Origin of the sequence: Sulfurimonas sp. (assembly GCF_034005705.1) — a bacterium.
GTDB lineage: Bacteria > Campylobacterota > Campylobacteria > Campylobacterales > Sulfurimonadaceae > Sulfurimonas.
In genome coordinates this window covers 43,028-66,969 of sequence record NZ_JAVEUF010000006.1, presented here as the reverse complement: position 1 = coordinate 66,969, position 23,942 = coordinate 43,028, and the positions used below count along the sequence as shown (strand labels likewise).

Genomic DNA, 23,942 nt, shown 5'->3' with positions numbered 1-23,942 from the left:
ATCAAATAATAAACTTAATATTATATTAACTTTATTTGATTATATTTTCATTACTTTAATAAAGCAGAGTATATAGAATTTAGGAGAAAATATGAGAACTTCATGGGTGCAAAAGCGCGAAAGCGACCCCGTTAAAACACAGATGTACTACGCAAAACAGGGCATAATAACTGAGGAGATGGAGTACGTAGCTAAAGTAGAAGATCTCTCTCCTGAGCTGGTTCGCAGCGAAATAGCAAGAGGGAGAATGATTATTCCCGCAAACGTAAATCACACCTCTCTTGAGCCTATGGCGATAGGGCTTGCTGCAAGATGTAAGATCAATGCCAATATAGGCTCGTCTGCAATAGCATCCGACGTTCAGGGCGAAGTTGAGAAGATGCAGGTCTCTCAGCACTATAAAGCAGATACTGCGATGGACCTCTCAACGGGCGGTGATCTCGATGAGATACGAAAAGCGGTGATCGCATCTTCAAAGATCCCGATAGGAACGGTTCCTATTTATCAGATACTTCATGATGTGGGAAATAAGATAGAGGATTTGAGCATAGACGTTATGCTTGAGGTTTTAGAGCGTCAGGCAAAACAGGGGGTGAGCTACTTTACGATTCACGCCGGTTTCTTGCTTGAGACCATGCCAAAGATCGCCAAAAGAAAGATGGGTATCGTGAGCCGCGGCGGAAGCTTGATGGCTGCTTGGATGATGCACTATCATAGAGAAAATCCTTTCTATACGGCGTTTGACGATATCTTGGATATCTGTGCAAAGTATGATGTCTCTCTATCACTTGGTGACTCTCTGCGTCCGGGATGTCTGGCTGATGCAAGTGATGATGCGCAGCTTGGAGAGTTGAAAGTCCTGGGAGAATTGACGCTCCGTGCATGGGAGAAGAATGTTCAGGTCATGATCGAGGGGCCAGGACACGTTCCTCTTAATCAGATAGAGCGCAATATGAAACTTCAGCGCGAACTTTGCCACGAGGCTCCGTTTTATATACTCGGACCTTTGGTTACCGATATCGCTGCAGGATACGATCATATCAGTTCGGCGATCGGTGCGGCTGTCGGTGGATGGCACGGAGCTTCTATGCTCTGTTATGTTACGCCAAAAGAGCATCTTGGGCTTCCAAATGCAAATGATGTCCGTGAGGGGATCATCGCTTACAAGATAGCGGCACATGCGGCGGATATCGCAAGGGGCCGCAAAGGGGCAAGAGATATAGATGATGAGATGAGCGATGCGAGATATACGTTTAACTGGGAGAAGCAGTTCGAGCTGGCACTTGACAGCGAACGCGCTCGTGAGTACCATGATGAGACCCTCCCTCAAGATGTATTCAAAGAGGCAGAGTTTTGTTCAATGTGCGGACCGAAATTTTGTTCGTACAAGATAACTCAAAACATTATGGACAATCCTGAAGCAATCGAGCAGATCGCAAGAGAAGCAAAAGAGAGAGAAGCGGTCTAGACTTTTTTAGCCGATGTAAAAAAACGGCTTAGAATTGATATAGGATAATTTTTGTCTTATTTTAATTATGGTAAAGTTACGAAAATGAAATTTATAAAGGAAATAAATAGAAATGACTAAAGATATTGTAAATTCAGCACTATCAAAAGTTCTATATCCGGGTTTTACAAAGGATATAGTGACTTTTGGTTTTGTAAATAGTATAGAGATCAACGGAAGTGATGTAAGCTTCAATGTAGAGATAACATCAAGCGCTCCTGAAGTCGCACAGCAGATAATCGATGATGCAACGGCAGAGCTCAAAGCTGTGGGCGCGGCAAATGTAACGGTCAACATCAAAGCTCCAAAGATGCCTGAAGCTCCAAAACCAAAGAGCAAGAACATAGCTCCTCATATTAAAAACTTTTTAATGGTAAGTTCTGGTAAGGGCGGGGTCGGAAAATCTACGACATCTGTTAATATCGCTATCGCACTTGCAGCTCAAGGTAAAAAAGTGGGACTTTTGGATGCCGATATCTACGGTCCTAATATTCCTCGTATGTTAGGCGTCTCAGATATCAAACCTGAGGTGACAGGAAACAAAGTTCTTCCGATCAAAGCTTACGGCATAGAGATGATGTCTATGGGTTCTCTTATGGAAGAGGGGCAGTCGCTTATTTGGCGCGGTGCTATGATCATGAAAGCAATTGAGCAGTTCTTAAGAGATATTCTTTGGAGCGATCTTGATGTTTTAGTTATTGATATGCCTCCTGGAACGGGTGATGCACAGCTTACATTGGCTCAAAGCGTACCTGTTACTGCAGGACTTACGGTTACAACTCCTCAGGCTGTATCTCTTGATGACTCTCGCCGTTCACTCGATATGTTTAAGAAGCTAAATATTCCAATCGCCGGAATCGTTGAGAATATGAGCGGCTTTATCGCTCCTGATACGGGTGTAGAGTATGATATATTCGGAAAAGGGACTTCAGAGCCTATGGCTAAAGAGTTCGATACCAAAATAATTGCCGAGATTCCGATCGAGCCAAGTATCAGAACGGGCGGAGATGAAGGAAAGCCTATTACATTCGTAAACCCTACAAGTGAGAGTGCAAAACGCTATATGGCTGCTGCCGAGTCTATCTGGGCAACCATAGAAGAGGTAAATGCAAAAGGCGGAGCAAGCAACGAAGATGTTCAGCCGACGACGCCTCCGGGTGTTAGTGCTTGCAGCACCAAGTAATAGTTTAAAATCAAAATAGCGGCGCATATTCTGCGTCGTTACGCTCGTCACATACTTTAAGTATGCTTCCTCACTAAACTTCTTGAATCTACACCACTCTTTTAATTTTTATGATTTTTTAATGCGTAGTATAAATTAATAAAGAAGAGGAAGATTAAAAATCCTCTCCTTGGAACATCTCAGGTTTAAACTCTACTATCTTGTTTCTTCCCGTATTTTTAGCTTCATACAGAGCCGTATCCGCATACTTGATACACTTCCAGATAGTATCGCCATCCGTCGGGAATTTTGCTATACCGATACTTAGCGTCTTTTTAAGGCTCTCTGCAGTTCCTACATCAAAAGAGAGTGCGCCGAAAGCAGAGTGTATTTTTCTGGCAACCTGCATGACCCCCTCATCGGTTGCATTGCTCAGAAGAACAAGGAACTCCTCGCCTCCGTAGCGTATTGCCAAGTCTGCTTCACGGATACTGTTTTTGAGCACCTTTGCAAGGGCGACTATCACTTTGTCGCCTATGTCATGTCCGTAAGTATCGTTTACCATCTTAAAGAAGTCGACATCAAGCATCATGACGGCATATGTCTCGTTATGTCTGTTGGCATGGCTCATGATCTTGTCTATTATCTCTTCAAGGAACCTTCTGTTATAAAGACCTGTCATACCGTCTCTTAAAGAGGTGTCTCTTAATTTCTCCATAAGTATCTGACTCTCTATAACAGGTTTAGCAGCTTCAAGATAGTGCTTGATACTTGAGATATTTTTCTTCATCTTCTCAACTTCGTCTCTATCCTCGGATGTCATAGAGACTGTAAGTGAGATGTCGTGATTGATGTTAAAAGGAATACATACATAGTTTACATCGACCGCAAGGCAAGCCTGACACAGATTCGGGAACTCTGTAGAGATAGTCACGCTGTTTGTTCTATGAGCTCTACACTCCATTGCGTTCTTGTTGGTCTTCTCAAAACAGATATTCTCATCTTCGGTGCTGTAGATCAGTTTTCTCTCCGTAGTTACGTTGTTGACTTCGTAGAATGCGAAGTGCCCGACCTGATACTTGAGCTTTAAAATATCTATTATCCTTGTATATACTTCATCTTTTGAACCGTCAAGCTCGATAGTCTTTTTAAACTTGTAGATGTCGGATAGTTCGCTGATAATAGTCTTTGCTTCATAAAGCGGATCGCTTGAGGATACACACCCCTGCGGTATAAATGTTGCAAGATTGTATTTTATATCGCCAAAAGTTTCCTGCATCTTTCTAAAAAGAGAGTTCATCTGATCTACGACGCTTCTGGCATCTCCACCGACCTTTGATACGAAATGGTGTGAAAAATCTCCGCTGTAAGCCTTTTTAATTCCGCTTTGCAGGTTGGAGAAAAGATTTAGATACGGTGTTACATAGTAGTTTATCAAAAAGAGAACCACGACAATAAATAGCAGATTTATTCCTAAGATCTTTAGGATAGTCAGCATCCCGCTGCTTCTCATATCGCTGATATCAAACTCCATGCTGATAACGCCAAGAGTATCGCCTCTTGCAACATTGTGGCATGACATACAGTTAGTGTTGTCCATAGGTGTAGAAGCTTTGTAAGGGATAGTGACTCTGAGTGTTGTTGCTTTTGTATTTTCTGTGATCTTTTGTACGCTCTCTCCGGTTCGCAGTACCTCTTTATCTATCTCGTCCCTGATAGCTTCGTTGCTTAGACCCTCTCCGTACTGCTGTATTACATTCTCGCCTCTGGCAATCCAGATAGATTTAATATTGTTGCTAGTTGCTATCTTGTCCAAGAAGTACTGTCTCTTATCCATCATATTGTTTACCATATGGGCGGTAAGTCCGTCTTTTACTATATTTGCAGCCAGCTGTGACTTCTCGACCGCGCTATTGATGCTATACTCTCTAAAGTTAAGTGAGATATTGACAATCGTTGCGGCGGTAAGTCCTAGCAGCATAAATGTAACTATCAGTAAAAGTCTGGATTTTGTTTTCATTATTGATCACTTTATGGTGGTGTATTGATTTTTTATAATAGCTAAGTAAATATAAATTTAGTTTGAAATATCAGCCAATTATTCGACAGTTACGCTTTTTGCTAAGTTTCTAGGCATATCGACGTCATTACCCAATCTTATAGATATCTCCAATGACAATAATTGCAGAACTACCATCATCTCAAAAAACTCAAGCATATAGTGATCGCACGCAGATATCTCTATAAAATCATCAGCCTTCTCAAACGCTATCTGACTGATAGCACAGATAGTAGAGTCCCTTGCACTCAGCTCTTCGACGTTGCTTTTTGCTTTTTCGTAGTGAAGATGTTTGGGAAGCAGCGCTATGGTAAATAGCTCAGGGTCTGCAAGCGCGATAGGACCGTGTTTCATCTCCCCGGCAGGATATCCCTCTGCATGCAGATAGGAGATCTCTTTGAGCTTCAAAGCACCCTCTAATGCAAGAGGATAGAATACATCTCTGCCGATAAAGAAAAAGCCGTGACCGTGAAGATATCTTTTTGACAATCTTTTAATGCGTTCATGCATCTCATCGCTTACTTTAACATGCGAAGGAATCTCGCGAAGAGTAGAGATGTGTGAAGCGATCTCTTTTTGTGTAAGCGAGTTTTTCAGTTTAGCTATATATAAAGATAGCATCCAAAAAACTGTCACCTGAGTAGCGAAAGCTTTTGTAGAAGCTACCCCTTTTTCTATTCCCGCTCTTGTGAGTATTGTCGCATCGGAGAGTCTTACCATAGATGAGTTGTCGACATTGCAGATGACCAGAGTCTTTAGACCCGCCGCCTTTGCCATCTTAAGAGTTTCAAGCGTATCGGCTGTCTCTCCGCTTTGGGAGATCACGACAAAAAGAGTCTCTTTTGTCATTATAGGGTCTCTGTAACGAAACTCGCTGGCGATCTCTAGGGAAGTCTTTATCTTTGAGTATCTCTCAAATAGGTATGACGCGCTCATTGCCGCGTGGTACGATGTCCCGCATGCACAGAGTTTTATCTCGTTTATGCCATCGAAGAGACTCTTGTCAAGCTCATCAAATATGATCTCATCATCGCTTAGTCTTCCCATAAGAGTATCGGAGATCACGACGCTCTGTTCATATATCTCTTTTTCCATAAAGAATCTGTAGCCGTCTTTTTGAGCAAGGAGCTTGTTTTGTGAAAGCTCACAGAACTTAGGCTCTTTTTGAGCTCCCTCTTTGTCAAAAATAGCTATTTTATCCGATGACGCATATCCGTAATCACCATCCTCAAAGTAGTTGACTCTCTGGCAGTGTCCTATGAGCGGCGTGTCTGAAGATGCAAAATACTTCTCGTTCTCTTCATTTACTCCGATAAGCATCGGTGAGCCGTGTTTTGCAAAAAATATTGTATCAGGCTCACTTTTTGTGACAAGCAAGATAGCATAGGCTCCGTGAAGTTCGCTTAGTGTCTTTTTAAAAGCTTCAAAACTGTTTTTGGCACTCTTTTGGTTTTTCTCGAACTGATGTACTATGACTTCCGTGTCTGTCTGGCTCAAAAATGTAACACCGCTTGATTGAAGCTCTTTTTTCAGAGCTGCGTAGTTCTCTATGATCCCGTTGTGTACGACGTAAGAGCCCTCTCCTAAGTGAGGATGTGCGTTTAGTTCAGTGGGTTTTCCGTGTGTCGCCCATCTTGTATGCCCGATACCTACTGCAAAACCATCTGTTTTAAAATCTTTGGTTTTTTCTTCTAAGTTTACAAGTTTTCCGACAGCTTTGTAGTTAGAGAACTTTTCGTCTTGCAAAACTGCGATCCCTGCAGAGTCATACCCGCGGTACTCAAGCTCTTTAAGTCCCTCTAATAAAATCTCTTTTGTATTTTTTTGTCCAAGATATCCCACAATTCCGCACATAGTAGATATTTCCTTTTATAATTAGCTATATTCAATATTTTACTCTGACGCCGTTAGGCGGCTAGCTTTAGTGCCTTAGCGGCTAGCGTAGCAGCGGAGGACTTTGTTCACCGCTGCGTAAAGTTAATAGCGCATAAATTTTTGCGACATTATTACATATATCGTTTTGTTTTTCTATTAAGAAGCTGTCCCTTACTCTATGTTTGGTACTGTGGATCTTTGCTGTGACGATATTTATGCCAAGCTCTTCAAAGCACTCCATGATGTATGCCAAAAGCCCTTTTTGGTTTTGGGTGTTGATCGTGACCTCTGCATGGGTGAGCGAGTGTTCACAATCAATGCCTATCTCATCTTCGCTGATACTCACCTCTTTTAGCTTTATATGCTTGCTCATATCAAAAGCGTTGTTGATGATATTTTCTATATGAATGGTCTCACTCTCATCAACATGTTCAATAAACTCTATTTTAAAATATTTCACACCGTCAAATAGTGTGAATATCTCCATAGATGCGACATCAAGATGACTTAGAGATGCCAGAAGATAGCCGATGTTCAGCGGTATCTTTCTGTATATCTCTATTACCAGAGAGCTCTGTGTGTCTATAGAAAAGTCATACTCTTTTGTCTTGGATGCTTTTTTTGCGATCTCAATAATATCATGAGGAGTGTGTTTTAGGAAAAAGAGATTTGACTCTACCCGCAGAAGTTTGCTCTGCAGCAGTTTTGGCAGCTCTATAAACTCTTGAAGCTTGGCTACACGCCTTTCGCTGTTTATCCTTTTTGATGCGTCGGTGATCCTTTGGCGGTTTTGTGCGACCTCAAGCGCATTTATATAGAGTTCGCGCAGAAGTTTTGAGGTAAAAGAGTTGTATACACCATCTCCGACACCGTTAATGTCCGCATAGGTAAGTACATAAAGAAGCTGCAGATTCTTCACATCTCCCACGTTTGACATAAACTTATAGAGCGTCTTTTCGTTGTGTATGTTCTCTCTAAGTGCGACATTGCTCATAGTAACATGCTGTTTTACCAACGTGATGCATCTCTCTTTCTCCTCCTCTTTTAGTTTCATTTTTTGGGTGAAAGCTGCGATTAGTTTGGCACCCACTTCGCTGTGGTCTTGGACTCTTCCCTTTCCGCTGTCATGAAAGAGAGTTACGATCTTTAAGAGAAGTTTTTCGTCGTTGCTAAACTCATCGTAGAGATTTTGAATAAACGGCTCTTTGATGTTTTCGAGCGCTTCAACGCACTTGATGGAGTGGATATCAACTGGGTAGTGATGGTAACCGTCAAACTGTGGCAGATGAAGAACTTTTTTAAAGGCGCCAAAGAGATGGTGAAGCACTCCCGCATCGTAAAAGAGTTTTAAAAAACTGTACATATATCTCTTTTTAAAGAGCTCTTTTAAAAGCGAATATGTCTTTGCCTGAAGCGGGTAGGATATTTTTACGTAGGTAAATTGACGCAAAAACCCTGCATCGAAATGGTACGGCTTGTCCTCAAGCAAAACTAAAGTCTCAAGAAGTTTGTTAAGCGGCTGAATAGGCAGATTGTATGAGGCGTAGATCCTGTTATCGATCTTGTATATGCCTCTGCTTAGACGATTTTTTCTAAAATTGCCAAGCTGTGACATATCGGCTATATATGGGCGAACCATCTTCTTTACGAATATCTGGGTAAAGTTGCTTATGCGCCACTGCGCTTCAAGAACTTTTGTGACCATCTTCTGCTGGTTTTTAAATCCTAAAAGTCTGCTCACTTCCGGGATAAACTCCAAAAGAAGCCTGTCCTCCTGTTTATTCGTAATAAGATGAAGAGCGCTTCTTGTACGAAAGAGCAGCTCAAGCGCTGCTCGGTACTCTTTGTACTCCTCATCCGAGAACAAAACACCAGCCAGATCTTTAAGCGTAGTCACTCCGTAGATAGTGTGTGCAATCCAAAATATAAAGTTTGAGTCGCGAAGCCCGCCGACACTCTCTTTAATATTGGGCTGCATTGATGTCGGGTACTTTTTACGTCTCTCCTGCGACTCTTTGATCTTCTCTAAAATAAACTCTTTTTGTTCGTACGTGCGTATTCTGCCAAGCTCTTTGCTTGTCTCATGCCATGTAAGCGTAGAGCCCGTTATAAATCTGGCTTCCATAAGCGCCGTTCTTATGGTGATATCCTCTTTGCTGGCCGCAAAAAGATCGTTCGTCTCATGGACCCTGTGCCCAAGTTTCAGTCCCGCATCAAGAGCGAGATAGAAAAACTTCTCGATTATAAGCTCACTGTTAAATCCGTCTACCTTTTCATATACTATAAGCAGATCCACGTCGCTGTGAACACAGAGCTGTTCGCGGCCGTAGCTGCCAAGTGCGACAATGGCTATGGGAATGGAGCTTCTCATGGGAAGGTAGTTGCCAAAGATACGCCTTAGAGTAGTTTTGTACATCAAAGTTATAATGGAGTCGAGCTGTTTTGTGTGGCGGACAAGAAAATCTTTTCCCTGATTTTTCTTAAAGAGCTCGCCAAGCGAGGTTTTGTACTCTTTTATAAAGGCTTTAAAGAGTTTTGATAGTTCAAAATCACTGCCGTTTTTTTCTATTAAATCTTCAATTTGCAGTATTAAATCCAATGTGAAACCCTTTTTTATAAATATTTTTCATAACCATACGAAGTGAACGATTCTGCAACGGAGGGGTCAAATATCGTTTGCGAGATTTGGGGCACCCACCGTGAAGCCTTAGTGAACGAGTATGAGTTGTGAAAAAAACTGGCATTATTATAGTCAAATTACCCATTTTTGCTATAATCGCTACGATTAAAATTTAAGCATAGGAAAATATAAGATGACGATAACAAAAAAAGTGACATTTATAGCAAAAAAAGATGGCGTAGAGAAGATGAAAGAGCTCTTAAGTGCGATGGTGGCACCAAGCAAAGCAGAGGACGGATGTATTTTTTACGACATTTTTCAGTGCAAGGATAGACCGGAGAAGTTTTTTGCAGTAGAGACATGGAGAGATGAAGCGGCACTTGACGGGCACAAAGCTTCAGAACACTATAAAATCTACAAATCAAGCTACGAGCAGTACTGCGAAGATAAATACAGCGATGAGCTGGAAGTATTAGGGTAGTATTTTGAACTACTTAATGGCGATAGATGCCGGAACCGGGAGTGTTAGAGCCGTTATCTTTGATACGATGGGCAATCAGATAAGCGTTGCTCAGCATGAGTGGGCGCACTTGGAGGAGGAGGGCGTGCCTAACTCCATGAGCTTTGATTTTGATGCAAACTGGATACTCGTGTGTGAGTGTATAAAAGAGTCGCTCTCCCTTGCAAAGCTAAGCGGCGAGGACATAGCAGCTCTTAGTGCGACGAGCATGCGTGAGGGGATAGTTCTTTACGACAGAGACGGCAGAGAGCTTTGGGCGGTCGCAAATGTCGATGCAAGGGCTGGCGAGGAAGTGCGCTTTTTAAAAGAGAACTTCAAAGGCATCGAAGAGGATTTCTACAAAGAGTCGGGGCAGACTTTTGCACTTGGGGCAATTCCCAGAATTTTATGGTTAAAAAATAACAGACCAGAGGTTTATGAGCGTGTCGCAAAAGTATCCATGATAGGTGATTGGATATTGGCACGGCTTTGCGGAGTTATTGCAACTGACCCGAGCAACGGCGGAACAACCGGAGTATTCTCTCTTAAAAATCGCACTTGGGCTCATGAGATGGCTGCAAAAGTAGGGTTGAAGGATGATATTTTTCCGCCTGTCTTGGAGGTAGGAACTCTTATGGGCAGCGTGAGCAAAGAGGCCGGTGTTGTCACGGGTCTATCAACAAAAACAAAAGTGGTCATGGGCGGCGGAGACGTTCAGCTAGGCTCTGCAGGGCTAGGTGTAGTAGATATCGGACAAGCTGCTATTTTGGGCGGCTCATTTTGGCAGCAGGTTGTAAATATAGACAAAAATACGCCTCCGCCAAAAAATATGAATATAAGAGTAAACCCGCATGTGATCCAAAATCAATCTCAAGCGGAGGGTATCACTTTTTTTAGCGGACTTGTTATGCGTTGGTTCAGAGACGCTTTTTGCGATATGGAGAAGCTTGAAGCTAAAGAGCAAGGAGTGGATGTTTATGCACTCATGGAAGAAAAAGCCTCAAAAGTTCCTGTAGGTTCATACGGTATTTTGCCGATCTTTTCAGACTCTATGAAGTATGGCAAATGGTATCATGCAGCACCCAGTTTTTTAAATCTAAACATAGATCCCTCTATTTGCAACCGCGCTTCGATGTTTAGAAGTCTACAGGAAAATGCCGCGATAGTCTCAGGCATAAACCTTGATAAGATCAGAGATTTTACGGGCGTAAAAATTGATGAAATTGTTTTTGCGGGAGGTGCAAGCAAAGGCAGGCTCTGGCCTCAAATAGTTGCAGATGTTACAGGGTGCAGAGTCAAGATTCCCAAAGTCACCGAAGCAACCGCGCTTGGGGCTGCAATGGCTGCGGGTGTAGGCGTTGGAGTTTATGGGAGTATGGCAGATGCGGCAAAAAAACTGGTTCTCTGGGATAGAGTTTATGAGCCGAATCTGGAGAACAAAAAGATTTACGATGAGATAAAAATAAGATTTGAAAAGGCATACGAAGTACAATTAAAGTTAGTAGATGATAATATTACGACTTCGATGTGGAAAGCGCCAGGTTTAGTCATATAAACAAAAATCAAGTGGCGTTTTGCAAACTAGTTATCTATAAATTTAAAAGCATGGCTTGCCATGCATGGGTCTTCTGCCGAAGAAAACCTAGCGTTAGCGTAGAATAAGGGGCTTTGCTCCTTATCGTGCTAAATTTATAGTAGCTGATAATAACTTAAGGAAACAGATGTATTTATTTACGAGTGAAGTAGTCAGTCCGGGGCATCCGGACAAGTGCGCTGACATTATAGCGGACAGTATAGTTGACAGATTGATAATAGGGGATCCAAGATCAAGAGTTGCATCAGAGGTTTTTGTTGCGGGAAAACATATCGTAATAGGTGGGGAAGTTACGTCAAAAACCAGAATAACGACTGAAGATTATAAAAAAATAGTTCATGATGCGCTTGTAAACATAGGCTATGACGGAAATCCGTACTTTACAAAAGAGGAGTGTCTCCATCCTGAGGATATAGAGCTTCAAGTGCTTTTAAATGCACAGTCTCCTGATATCAACCAAGGTGTTGATCAAGAGGACGGAGAGACCGGAGCGGGCGATCAGGGGATAATGTTCGGCTACGCAGACATTGAGACTAAAAACTATATGCCGAGTGCTATTACATACGCAAGAGTTTTGATGGAGAAGGTCTATAACTATGCAAAAGCAAACCCGTCTAAACTGGGTGTTGACATAAAGACTCAGGTCACCATGGATTACGGTACAAAAGAGAACTTTGAGAGCTGCAGACCGCAAAAGATCCATACGATCGTAGTCTCTGCTCCGTGCGTGAACACAATGGATATAAAAAGCGTAAGAGCTTTGATACAAGAGCTCATAGATGATGCAGCTCTTCCAAGTGAACTTTATGACAAAAGCAACTGTATCATTCACATAAACCCGACAGGCAAATATGTGTCGCACTCTTCGCTTCATGACTCTGGACTTACGGGAAGAAAGCTTATCGTTGACAGCTTTGGCGGTTATGCACCGATAGGCGGCGGAGCTCAAAGTTCAAAAGACTACACGAAAGTGGATAGAAGCGGACTTTATGCGGCACGCTACATTGCAAAACATATCGTAGCATCGGGACTTGCTAAAAAAGCGCTCGTTCAGATATCTTACGCGATAGGTGTTGCAAAGCCTACATCCGTGACGGTTGACACATACGGAACAGTCATTGATGGCATGGATGATAACAAGCTCTCTGAGTTTGTGCAGCAGAACTTCTCGCTTACTCCAAACTGGATAACAAGAAAGTTCAATCTTGACATGCCTTCAAAAGAGACATTTTTATACGCAGATGTCGCAGCTCGCGGGCAGGTAGGACAGAGTGATTATCCTTGGGAGCAGCTCGATGAGCTTGAGAAGTTCGAGGCTTTAAAATAGTTGATGAATTTAAAAGAGAAAATATTAGCAGGTCATAGAGTAAGCTTCGATGAGGCACTCTCTCTCTATGATATGGACCTTTTTGAGCTTGGTGAACTAGCAGATAATATCCGTAAAAAGAAGCACGGCAAAAAAACCTACTATAACATAAACCGCCATATAAATCCTACTAACGTCTGCGCTGATGTATGCAAGTTTTGTGCATATTCAGCAACGAGAAAAAATCCAAACCAGTACACGATGAGCCATGAGCAGATAATGGAGATCGTAAAAGATATCGACTCTAGAGGTGCCAAAGAGGTTCATATCGTCTCGGCGCACAATCCGGACACTGGCTTGGAGTGGTACTTGGAGATCTTTAAAAAGATAAAAACCGCTTACCCGGCTCTGCATGTAAAAGCTCTAACCGCAGCCGAGGTTGATTTTCTATCCCGCCATTACTCCAAAAGTTATGACGAGATTCTTGATTTGATGGTTGAATATGGCGTAGACTCCATGCCCGGAGGCGGTGCAGAGATATTTGACGAGAAGGTCAGAGACTATATCTGCAAAGGCAAAGTAACATCCGAGCAGTGGCTCGAAATACACAAAAAATGGCATGAGCGCGGTAAAAAGAGTAATGTTACCATGCTTTTTGGACATGTCGAGAGCCGTGCGAACAGAATAGACCACATGATGCGCATAAGAGAGCTGCAAGATGGGACAGGCGGTTTTAACTGCTTTATCCCTCTTGTTTACCAGACTGAAAATAACTACCTTAATATAAAAGAACCGATCACGGCAAACGAGATTTTGCGTACTATGGCGATCAGCCGCATAGTTTTGGACAATGTGCCAAATCTTAAAGCTTACTGGGTTACATCAACCGTCAATCTCGCACTCGTAGCGCAGGAGTTCGGTGCAAACGACTTGGACGGAACTATAGAAAAAGAGTCTATAAACTCCGCAGCAGGTGCAAAGAGTGCGAACGGCGTGAAGCTTGAAGAGTTCAGAGCACTCATAAAAAACAGCGGATTTATTCCCGTAGAGAGAGACAGTCTGTATAACGAGATATAACTAAAGGAAAAGCCGTGGGTACATTAAACAAAGAGACTAAAATAACGCTGCTCTATATTGCTGTAGCATTTCTCTTCTCGGTCGCTCTTAGGATGGTGTGGTTCTATCAGTTTGCAGATTATGAGCCTTTTAAGTTTAACGGTCAGTTTATGATAAACACCAATGACGGCTACTACTGGGCTGAGGGGGCAAGAGACATCTTAAGCGGCATGAGCCAGGAGAATGACCTCTCTCCTATAACTACTGCTGCTTCACAACTGACGGCTCTTTTTGCATTTGTTTTGCCTTTTTCCTTTGAGACTGTCATTCTTTTTATGCCTGTTTTTTTGGGCTCTCTTGTTGTTGTTCCCATAATACTTATAGCAAAAAGCCTAAACAATCAAGAGATGGGGCTTGTAGCCGCACTACTGGCGAGCATAGCAAACAGCTACTACAACAGGACGATGATCGGCTACTTTGACACAGATATGCTAAATATCGTGCTTCCCATGTTTCTTCTGTGGTCCATCATCTGGGCAATTAGAACAAATGAAAACAAGTATCTCATTATCACGGCAATTGATATTCTTATATACAGATGGTGGTATCCACAAAGCTACTCTCTGGAGTTCTCGTTCTTTGGACTTATTCTTCTTTACACCCTGATCTGGGATAGAAAAAATATCTACAACTACAAACTTCTATCTCTTATGATGCTTGCTATGATCGGTCTTGAGGGGTATATAAGAACTATTTTGGTAATCGCTGCCTTTTATATCTACACAAAAGAGAAGTTTGACAGGTATGTTTACTATATTTTTGGTGTGTCGATAGTTCTATTTTTTGCTTCAGGCGGGTTTAACCCTATCTGGGGACAGCTTAAAGGGTATGTATTTAAAGATGCTGTAACGGCTGGCAAAGAGGGGCTTGGGCTTCACTTCTATTCGGTTGTCCAGACCGTCAGAGAGGCGGGACATATTCCGTTTGATACTTTTGCAAATAGAATAAGCGGGCATGTTGTCACGTTTGTTCTCTCTGTAGGAGGATTTATATATCTGGCATATAAGCACAAGATCATGTTCTTTGGGCTTCCCCTTATAGGTCTTGGTTTTTTGGCGTATGTCGGAGGGCTTCGCTTTACCATCTATGCAGTTCCTGTTTTGGCATTTGGTGTCGCTTTTTTAATAACAGAAGCGGCAAGATTTATGCCGACTTCAAGATTGAAGTTTTTAACAATAGCTGCTCTTACATTGGCGATCTTGTATCCAAATATTCTCCACATACAAAACTACAGAGTTCCAACGGTCTTCAGTGCTGATGAGGTCAAGGTGCTTGATGAATTCAAAGATATAGCAGATAGAGAGGATTATGTGGTTGCATGGTGGGATTACGGCTATCCACTGAGATATTATAGCGATGTCAAAACACTGATCGACGGCGGTAAACACAGTGGAGTCGTGAATTTTCCGGTTAGTTTTATTTTGACACATCCTCAAGAAGCAGCGGCGAAGATGGCAAGACTCGATGTCGAGTACACTGAGAAGACCTTTAAATTCAAAGAAGAGAACATAGAGCTAATCAGAGATAAGAACCTCACAATATTCTCAAACATTGAGCAGATGACGAAAGATTACGGCTTTAGTGACATAAATGACTTCTTGCTCTCTTTAGAGGGTGATATGGAACTTCCAGAGAGGAGCAGAGATGTCTATCTCTATCTGCCGCACAGGATGATAGATATATATCCTACCGTTGAGAAGTTCTCAAGTATAGATCTAATGAGCGGCGAGATGAGAAAAAGCCCGCTCTTTTATGCTACAAGAATGTTTAAGCAGGAGCAAAATATTATCCATCTCGGCGGGGGCATTATATTTAATATTCAAAATGCCACTATAACCATCAGCAATCAGACAGTGCCGATAAAGAGGTTTGTTCAGACATCATACGATAAGAGTATGAAGTTTTCAAAAAACGTACAGACGGCAAACCTATCTGCCGATGTGACGATCATATATATGGCCACTCATAACACCTTTTTGGTCATGGATGAAAAAACATACGACTCGCTCTATATTCAGTTAAGTGTGCTTGGAGAGTATGACAAAACTCTCTTTGAAAAGGTTGTGGATACTCCTCAATCAAAGATATACAGGTTAAAGATTTAATATGTTTAAATTGGATAGAATCCAAATTAAAACAGACTTCTTGCAAAACTCAAAAAAGCTCATCTGTTTTGAGTTTAAGAATTTCAATACATCCCATTTAGGATAGAAGATGCCAAAAGATAGAACAAAAATTTCAAAATGCCTTTTTCCCGCAGCAGGGTACGGAACAAGATTTCTGCCTGCAACAAAAGCTATACCAAAAGAGATGCTTCCAGTGCTTACAAAGCCGCTGCTTCAGTATGGTGTAGAAGAGGCGATAAGTGCGGGAATTGATACCATGGCGATTGTTACAGGTCGTGGAAAACGTGCGATCGAGGATCATTTTGATATATCTTATGAGCTGGAGCATCAGATAAAAGGAACCTCAAAAGAGCACTATCTTACAGAGATAAGAGATGTTATTACAAAGTGCACCTTCTCATATACAAGACAGATCGAGATGAAGGGGCTAGGGCATGCAATTCTCAGTGGTGAGACGCTTATCGGAGATGAGCCTTTTGCGGTAGTGTTAGCCGATGACCTATGCGATAATAACGGAAGTTCCGTTTTGTCTCAGATGGTCACACTTTATGAGAAGTATCGCTGTTCTATCGTAGCAGTTGAAGAGATACCGCCGCAGGACAGCAACAAGTACGGAGTAATAGCAGGCGATGCAGAGGAAGATGGTGTTATAAGGGTAACCGATATGGTAGAAAAACCTGACCCAAAAGATGCTCCTTCAAATCTTGCGATCATAGGCAGATATATACTTACACCTGATATTTTTGACATCTTAAGAGATACAAAACCCGGAAAAGGCGGAGAGATACAGATAACCGACGCTCTGCTTGCTCAGGCAAAAGAGGGAAGGGTAATTGCTTACAGGTTTGAAGGAAAAAGATTTGACTGCGGAAGTGTAGACGGTTTTGTAGAGGCTACAAACTATTTTTATAAAAAGAGTAACTAAAAATCATGAAGTACCGACACAACTATAATCCCACCATATCGGATGAGGATATTTTTGAAGAGATAGTAAAAGAGAGAGAGGATATAGGCTACTATAATCTTGTCTTCAGTGACACCTCCAAGTATAAAGAGTATGCAAAGAGCGTAGTGCAAAAAAACATAGTAGTTATCGGTATAGGCGGAAGCACGCTCGGTACATACGCCATATACAAATTTTTAAAATACTCGAAAAACTTAAGCAAAAAGCTCTATTTCTTGGAGACCACGGACCCTATAGATATAAGATCAAAGCTTGAGAATATCGAGTTAGACGACACTCTTTTTGTAGTTATATCAAAGTCTGGCACGACTATAGAGACCATCTCTATTTTTAAATATATAAACTCCCTTATTAAGTGCGATAAAAACAATACGCTTGTAATAACCGAGAGTGACTCCAAACTGAGCGGATATGCAAAAGCAAACGGCATTACCAGTTTTGATATACCAAAAAATGTAGGCGGGAGATTTTCCGTATTTAGCGCAGTCGGTTTGGTTCCATTGGCAATCGTAGGAGTAGATATTGATCAGCTCCTAAGCGGTGCAAAAGAGATGTACGACTCTTTTTTTAATAAAACACTAACCTATGAGAGAGTGCTTAAAAAAGCCAGATTTTTTGTAGAGTACAAAAACAGTTTCAACATAAATGTAGTATTCTCCTACTCATCAAGACTTGACGGCTTCAACAAATGGTATATTCAACTTTGGGGCGAGAGTCTGGGCAAGATAGATATCAACAGCACAAGACAGGGACTTACACCGATTGGGATAATAGGGCCCATTGATCAGCACTCCTTTTTACAGCTAATAGTAGAGGGCAGGCGTGACAAGACGGTCACGGTCATAAAGGTCGAGGATTTTGACAGCAATTTAAAGATTCCGAGTGTAAAACTGGAGGGCTTAGAGGAACTTGATTATATTGACGGTATTGAGTTCTCATCGCTTATAAACGAGCAGGCAGATGCGACGATAGAGTCAATAAACAATCTTAATGATATCCCTTGTGATGTTATAACGATAGACAGCGTAAGTGAGAAGAGTATTGCGACACTGATGTATGAGTATGAGCTTCTGACATCGGTTTGCGCAAAATTTATGTATATAAATGCCTATGACCAGCCCGGAGTCGAGGCTGGAAAGCTAATCTTAAAACAGAAGCTTAAGAAGTAGAGTTCTTTAAATCTTGTAGGTCTACTTTATAACATGCCCTACAAATTTACTCATGTTGTTTAGTATTTCGCCGCCTTTTCTAAAGGCAAGACCGCAAGCTTCGTAAGCAAAGAAAACTCCCGCCTGATACTTCTCTTTGTCCTCATCGCTATTTAGCTCTACATACTCTTGGTATATTTTTTTGTAGTTGCCGTAAGGTCCATCCTGCTCATGCAACACACTTCCATCAGAGTCAACTATTTTTACGTTAGCACCCTCTCTGCCAAAGACACTCTTCTCTACTTGTTTTACGCCTTTTAGAGGTTCAAAAGATGTTTTTAAAAGATACGGTGATTCTGGAAAAAGGTCGCAGAGTATCTTTAACATACCTTTGGACTGAAAAAGCAGAGTATATGCAGGGTTTAGGATTATGGCACTCTGGTTTTGCATAATGTTACTCATAGTCGTCGCAAGCTCGGGTTCGTCTATGGCAATATCTTCCCATGGATAGAGCTTGAACCAGTACTCATACTGATTCTCATCTCTGTCATAGATCCCGTCTTCATCAAACTTTACATTCTGCAGATACTCAAACCCTGTGTTGAAACCTGCATCCGTCGCGATCTGTTGAAGCAGTCTTGTTGTTGCTTCTTCTTCGTCGTTTCCGTGGATCGAGGAGAAGAGTATTTTCCAGCCGTCATATCTCTCATTAAAGAGCTCTGTATCGTCAAAGAGCGTGATCAGACGTTTAAAATTCTCTTTTATAGCATCATAGACATTGTTAAACTGGCTCTGCTCATCAAGAGAGTTCTCTTTTAAAAGAGCCCACTGCAGAAGAGCGGTCTCAAAAAGCGATGTAGGTGTATCTGCATTGAACTCAATAAGTTTTATCGGCTTTCCGTCCAGACCGCCGGCTAGATCAAATCTGCCGTAGATATGCCAGTGAACGTCGTTTTCCCAGCTTTTTTTAATTGCGTCTATAAGGTTAAAAGGGATGCCGAGTTCAAAGAAGAGGTTGTTCTCTATAACATACTCGGCTGCTTCTGTATACATATCGTAGAGTTCATTTACGGCTTCATAATAAGCCTCTGCTTCCTCTTGTGTAATCTTGACCAGAGTCTCGCTTATATACTTGCTGCTGTCACTGTCCGTATGCCAAGTAAAACCAAGCTTCTCCAACTGCTCATTTTTCAGAGGCTTTATATTTTTCAGTCTCACCAATCTCAGCCGCCGTATGTAGAAGTTCTTGAAGTAGAAGCGGTAGAGTTTCCAAAAAAGCTTTTTTTGCCAGATGCAGTTGAGGCTCTTGCAGCGGCGGAGCGGCTGTAGGCACTTTTATTTACGGACGAGGATCTGGAGGCAAAGTTTTTGTTGTTCATCAAAGCGTTGCCTATCACATTGCCTAAAAGTGCTCCCGCAGCAACAGCAAGGATCGTACTCGCAAGCCCCATTCCCGCACTTGAGTCACTGCTCGACACTGCTTCTGAAGAGCCGTCTAGAGTCTTTACATACTCCTGTTCCGCCATTGCTCTCATCTCATCTTCGTTCATAAAACGCTCAACGGTATTGCCGTTCTCATCTTTTTCACGGATGATAGCTCTGTTTGGACCCTCTGTAGGCATCTCTTCGACCACTATATATTTTCCGTTTGAGAGCTGTTCGATGACAAGGTATCTGTTTTGAGGCTCCTGCTGCTGTGATGTACATCCGCTAAGAACACTCATCATAACTACTCCGGCACTTCCCAGTGCAACACCACTTTTTAGAGAAGAGATATGTCTCACTTTTTTAAATCCTTTTTACTTATTTTAATAATTTTGTTGAGATTACGTTCATAAAATGCAATCTGCTCTCTGCCGTCATAGAGAATATCACCGCTGTAGGTTCTCTTAGAGGTCTCTAAAACTTTATCTTTTTGCATAAACATAACTTCTCCAACACTATGACCTATGCTTTGAAAAAGCGTCAATAGAACAAGAAAAGAGAGCACGCCTACGGTTATCAGACTGACCTTATAGTTTTGAACATATACTACGATATAGCCCAGAATAATGCTTAGTCCAAAAAAGAGAAAGCCGTTTTGGTTGTCTGCAAAGAGAATATTGTAGTAAAGATCAATATTGTAATAGTTTATATAATTTAGCAAAATTCCCAGAAAGAGAAAGAAATCTAAAATAAACGTAATAAAGATACCGCTGAGAAGTGCTTGAATCGCTCTGTTCATCTTAGTTTTCTCCTCTTTGTAGAGTTTATTTTTATAAGAGACGATGAATCTTTTTCAACTAGAGAGTTAATATCCTCTACTATTATATCAGCTTTTGATTCGCAAAAATCCCTATTAAATCTCTCGGCACTTTTATTTGCCGAAGTTGAGTAGAACCAGGGAGTCTCTCTTAGTATCTGAGAATCAAGATGGGGATGTGCGACTCTGAAAGAGAAATTGTTGATAATGAATGTAGTCTTTTTTGAGCGGCGAACCAGATTTTTTCTTCCCTTTGAAACCCTGCCTCCATCCTGCTTAAAGCTTTTAAAGTCTTTGTAGACCTTGATGAACGGTTTTGTTTGCGGGCGGGATTTTATTTCGTAGAGTTTTTGCGTATTTTGTGACAAAAAACCGACGGTAGTGTCGGTTTGTGTTAGGATTACGGGCATATCTATGCTAGAAAATCTTGCAGCGCTTTGGAAGAAGACCATGAATCGTCTCTCATCTCATCAAGAGCAAGAATAAGCGCTCTTGCAGCACTAAGAGTAGTAAAGTAAGGTATATTTCTCTTAAGCACCTCTTGGCGTATAACGATGGCATCTTTTTTTGATGTGTTATTGTCAGATGTATTTATCGCCATATGTATAGCATCGTTTTTCATGCTGTCTTCTATGTTTGGGCGACCTTCAGAGATCTTAAGGACTACTTCACAAGGGATGCCTGCCGCTTCAATAACGGCTTGAGTCCCCTTTGTAGCAACAAGCTTAAATCCATGTCTATGAAGACCGCTTGCGATCTCCGGAGCATGTTTCTTGTCGGTATCCACAAAAGAGAGGAAACAGGTCCCTTCTCTTGCTATCTTATTGCCTGCGGCAATCTGAGCTTTTGCAAAACTGATACCGAAGTTTGAACTGATCCCCATGACTTCACCCGTTGATTTCATCTCAGGTCCTAAAACAAGATCCGCACCGTATAGCTTGTGGAAAGGGAAAACAGCCTCTTTTACCGAGATGTGCCCTTTTAGACGAGGCTTTAATAAGCCGTTCTCTTCCATAACGATATTGTACTTGTCGTAATATTTTAGAGCGTCTCTAAGAGTCTCGCCTACCATCACGCGTGTCGCTACTTTTGCAAGCGGCATACCCGTAGCCTTGCTTACAAAAGGAACGGTTCTTGAAGCTCTAGGGTTTACTTCTATAAGATATATCTCGTTCTCATATATAGCATACTGGACATTCATAAGTCCGCGTACACCAAGACCCAGCGCGATCGTTTTCGTCTGCTTCTCAACCTTGTCGATCATCTCTTTTGAGAGATTGACAGGAGGTAGTGAACAAGCGCTGTCACCTGAGTGGATGCCAGCCTCTTCGATATGCTGCATAACCGAGCCGATATAGACGTCTTTACCGTCGCATATCGCATCAACGTCAAGTTCTATTGCCTGATCCAAGAACTTGTCTATCAAAACCGGTGCGTTGTTTGAAACAGATACTGCAAGGTCCATATACTGCTTTAGCTCATCTTCACTGTATACGATTCTCATACCGCGTCCGCCAAGAACGAATGATGGACGAACAAGCACAGGGTATCCGAGTCTTTGCGCTATGACGTAAGACTCCTCTTTTGTACGCGCAAGACCGTTCGAGGGCTGTTTTAGTCCATGCTGATTTACGAAGTTTGCAAACTGCTCTCTATCTTCCGCCAGATCGATCACGCTGGAAGGAGTTCCCGCGATCTTTGCTCCTATCTTATTAAGCGAGTCTGCAAGTTTTAGCGGTGTCTGTCCTCCGAAGTGGACAATGATGCCGTCAGGCTGTTCGTTCTCTATCACTTCTCTTACGTGTTCAAAATCGATCGGTTCAAAGTAGAGAACGTCAGAGGTGTCGTAGTCTGTTGAAACCGTCTCTGGATTACAGTTGTACATGATCGTCTCTATGCCCATCTCTTTAAGCGCGAATGCAGCGTGAACACAGCAGTAGTCAAACTCAATACCCTGACCGATCCTGTTTGGCCCGCCGCCTAAAATAAGCACTTTTTTCTTATCGCTTACTCTGTTTTTTACATCTGGAAGTTTTGTGATGTTTGTCGTCGAGTAGAGGTATGGAGTAAGTGCTTCAAACTCTGCGGCACATGTATCTACCTCATTGTACTCAAGGTTTACTCCCAGAGTTTTTTTAGCTTTATATACATCATCTTCGCTTATCTTTTTGCCTGAGTTTTGCGTTAAAAGCTGAGCGATCCTCTTGTCTGAAAAACCGTCAACTTTCACACTTCTCATATATTCGGCATCACTTAAGATGCTCTCATTCATACTGCTCTCTGTTTTTATGATCTCTTCAAGCTGATACAAGAACCAAGGGTCTATCTGACATGTCTCAAACATCTCCTCTACGCTCATTCCGCGGCGGAATCCTTCGGCAACATATAAAATTCTGTCAGCGTTTGGACGACGGATCTCATGCTTGATGAAATCCATATCGCCATCTACCTCGTCAAATCCGCAAAGACCGGTCTCAAGAGAGCAGAGCGCCTTTTGAATAGACTCTTTAAAAGTACGACCTATCGCCATTGCTTCGCCCACGGACTTCATGCTCGTGCTTAACGTATTTATAGCTTCGGGAAACTTCTCAAAAGTAAAACGCGGAACTTTTGTAACGACATAGTCTATAACAGGCTCGAACGATGCGGGAGTTCCCGTGATGTCGTTCGTGATCTCGTCAAGAGTAAAGCCGACCGCAAGAAGTGTTGCGACTTTTGCAATAGGATAACCCGTTGCTTTTGAAGCAAGAGCTGATGAGCGCGAAACTCGAGGATTCATCTCGATAACTATCATACGCCCTGTTTTTGGGTCGATTGAGAACTGTACGTTACTTCCGCCCGTATCAACACCGATCTCGCGTAAAATTGCAAAAGAGGCATCACGCATACGCTGATACTCTTTGTCTGTTAGAGTGAGTGCCGGAGCTACCGTGATAGAGTCTCCGGTATGAACACCCATCGGGTCGAAGTTTTCAATCGAACATACGATGATACAGTTGTCCGATTTGTCACGGATAACCTCCATCTCGTACTCTTTCCAGCCAAGCATAGACTCCATGATCTCGATCTCATTGATCGGCGATGCAGAGATACCCTCTTGCGCGAGCTTTTCAAACTCTTCCATATTGTATGCCACGCCGCTTCCGCCGCCGGCAAGGGTAAATGAAGCTCTTGATATTACCGGAAAGCCGATCTCGCGAGCCACTTCGATAGCCTCTTCAACGCTGTAAGCGTTTTTACTCTTTGGCAGGTCCATGCCGATCTTTATCATTGCTTCGTTAAATAGGTGTCTATCTTCCCCTTTGCTTATAGCTGTTGGATTTGCGCCTAAAAACTCAATACCTTCAAGCATACCTTTTTCATACATGCTCATAGCTACGTTGAGCGCGGTCTGTCCTCCCATGGTAGGTAAAATGGCATCTACTTTCTCATCTCTGATGATCTTGGCGATAACCTCTTCTTTTATAGGTTCTATATATGTTCTGTCTGCAAATTCCGGATCAGTCATGATAGTTGCCGGGTTAGAGTTTATAAGAATTACGCGGTAACCAAGCTCTTTTAGTGTTTTAACTGCTTGCGTTCCAGAGTAGTCAAATTCGCAGGCCTGGCCGATAATGATCGGACCCGAACCTATAAGTAAAATAGTGTGAATATCGGTGCGTTTTGGCATTGTTTACCTTTTTTGTTAGTACATAAAAAATTTGTTTATTATAGGTAAAAAGCA

The 23,942-nt window shown here is 42.1% G+C and carries 17 protein-coding genes; 9 read left to right on the top strand and 8 right to left on the bottom strand.

Annotated elements, in window-relative coordinates; translation table 11 throughout:
• Positions 1–91: 91 nt before the first annotated feature.
• On the top strand, positions 92–1,468 hold the full coding sequence (gene thiC, locus RBR61_RS04780) for a phosphomethylpyrimidine synthase ThiC (RefSeq protein WP_320342445.1): 1,377 nt from the start codon (positions 92–94) through the stop codon (positions 1,466–1,468).
• 112 nt (positions 1,469–1,580) lie between these two features.
• Complete coding sequence (locus RBR61_RS04775) at positions 1,581–2,690, top strand: Mrp/NBP35 family ATP-binding protein (RefSeq protein WP_320342443.1); 1,110 nt, start codon at positions 1,581–1,583, stop codon at positions 2,688–2,690.
• Between the two features lie 154 nt (positions 2,691–2,844).
• Here RBR61_RS04775 and RBR61_RS04770 read toward each other — a convergent pair whose 3' ends face one another.
• The 3 genes from RBR61_RS04770 to RBR61_RS04760 form a co-directional block, all read right to left on the bottom strand.
• Positions 2,845–4,689 carry a GGDEF domain-containing protein gene (locus RBR61_RS04770; protein ID WP_320342442.1) on the bottom strand — a complete coding sequence of 615 codons (1,845 nt, stop codon included), beginning with the start codon at positions 4,687–4,689 and terminating at the stop codon, positions 2,845–2,847.
• A 78-nt stretch (positions 4,690–4,767) separates the two neighbouring features.
• Positions 4,768–6,582 (bottom strand): glutamine--fructose-6-phosphate transaminase (isomerizing), encoded by a 1,815-nt coding sequence (glmS, locus tag RBR61_RS04765; protein WP_320342440.1) that lies wholly within the window; start codon positions 6,580–6,582, stop codon positions 4,768–4,770.
• A gap of 82 nt (positions 6,583–6,664) precedes the next feature.
• Positions 6,665–9,202: an HD domain-containing protein gene (locus tag RBR61_RS04760; protein WP_320342438.1), complete on the bottom strand. Its 2,538-nt coding sequence runs from the start codon at positions 9,200–9,202 to the stop codon at positions 6,665–6,667.
• Between the two features lie 214 nt (positions 9,203–9,416).
• Between RBR61_RS04760 and RBR61_RS04755 the strand changes: the two genes are divergently transcribed.
• The 7 genes from RBR61_RS04755 to RBR61_RS04725 all read left to right on the top strand — a co-directional run bounded on the left by RBR61_RS04755 (position 9,417) and on the right by RBR61_RS04725 (position 17,997).
• The gene (locus RBR61_RS04755; protein ID WP_320342436.1) at positions 9,417–9,704 is read left to right on the top strand and encodes a putative quinol monooxygenase; all 288 of its coding nucleotides are present in this window, start codon (positions 9,417–9,419) and stop codon (positions 9,702–9,704) included.
• Positions 9,705–9,708: 4 nt separating this feature from the next.
• Positions 9,709–11,277, top strand: coding sequence for an autoinducer-2 kinase (gene lsrK / locus RBR61_RS04750; RefSeq protein WP_320342434.1), 1,569 nt, complete (start codon positions 9,709–9,711; stop codon positions 11,275–11,277).
• Between the two features lie 166 nt (positions 11,278–11,443).
• Complete coding sequence (gene metK, locus RBR61_RS04745) at positions 11,444–12,643, top strand: methionine adenosyltransferase (RefSeq protein ID WP_320342433.1); 1,200 nt, start codon at positions 11,444–11,446, stop codon at positions 12,641–12,643.
• A gap of 3 nt (positions 12,644–12,646) precedes the next feature.
• The gene (gene mqnE / locus RBR61_RS04740; protein ID WP_320342431.1) at positions 12,647–13,699 is read left to right on the top strand and encodes an aminofutalosine synthase MqnE; all 1,053 of its coding nucleotides are present in this window, start codon (positions 12,647–12,649) and stop codon (positions 13,697–13,699) included.
• A 14-nt stretch (positions 13,700–13,713) separates the two neighbouring features.
• The gene (locus tag RBR61_RS04735; RefSeq protein WP_320342428.1) at positions 13,714–15,843 is read left to right on the top strand and encodes an STT3 domain-containing protein; all 2,130 of its coding nucleotides are present in this window, start codon (positions 13,714–13,716) and stop codon (positions 15,841–15,843) included.
• 109 nt (positions 15,844–15,952) lie between these two features.
• Positions 15,953–16,789 carry a UTP--glucose-1-phosphate uridylyltransferase GalU gene (gene galU, locus RBR61_RS04730; protein WP_320342426.1) on the top strand — a complete coding sequence of 279 codons (837 nt, stop codon included), beginning with the start codon at positions 15,953–15,955 and terminating at the stop codon, positions 16,787–16,789.
• A 5-nt stretch (positions 16,790–16,794) separates the two neighbouring features.
• Positions 16,795–17,997, top strand: a complete 1,203-nt coding sequence (locus RBR61_RS04725) for a glucose-6-phosphate isomerase (protein ID WP_320342425.1) — start codon at positions 16,795–16,797, stop codon at positions 17,995–17,997.
• Between the two features lie 21 nt (positions 17,998–18,018).
• Here the strand turns inward: RBR61_RS04725 and RBR61_RS04720 are convergent, their stop codons facing one another.
• From RBR61_RS04720 to carB, 5 genes are read right to left on the bottom strand one after another with little or no spacing between them, the layout of a single operon-like run.
• Positions 18,019–19,197: a glutathionylspermidine synthase family protein gene (locus RBR61_RS04720; RefSeq protein ID WP_320342423.1), complete on the bottom strand. Its 1,179-nt coding sequence runs from the start codon at positions 19,195–19,197 to the stop codon at positions 18,019–18,021.
• A gap of 2 nt (positions 19,198–19,199) precedes the next feature.
• Positions 19,200–19,760 (bottom strand): hypothetical protein, encoded by a 561-nt coding sequence (locus RBR61_RS04715; protein WP_320342421.1) that lies wholly within the window; start codon positions 19,758–19,760, stop codon positions 19,200–19,202.
• Complete coding sequence (locus tag RBR61_RS04710) at positions 19,757–20,200, bottom strand: hypothetical protein (RefSeq protein WP_320342419.1); 444 nt, start codon at positions 20,198–20,200, stop codon at positions 19,757–19,759. Before RBR61_RS04710 ends, RBR61_RS04715 begins: the two co-directional genes overlap by 4 nt.
• Entirely contained in the window at positions 20,197–20,628 is a 432-nt protein-coding gene (locus tag RBR61_RS04705; protein WP_320342417.1) for a hypothetical protein, read from the bottom strand. The genes RBR61_RS04710 and RBR61_RS04705 overlap by 4 nt, the downstream gene beginning before the upstream one ends.
• 2 nt (positions 20,629–20,630) lie before the next feature.
• On the bottom strand, positions 20,631–23,888 hold the full coding sequence (carB, locus tag RBR61_RS04700; protein ID WP_320342415.1) for a carbamoyl-phosphate synthase large subunit: 3,258 nt from the start codon (positions 23,886–23,888) through the stop codon (positions 20,631–20,633).
• Between the last annotated feature and the right edge of the window lie 54 nt (positions 23,889–23,942).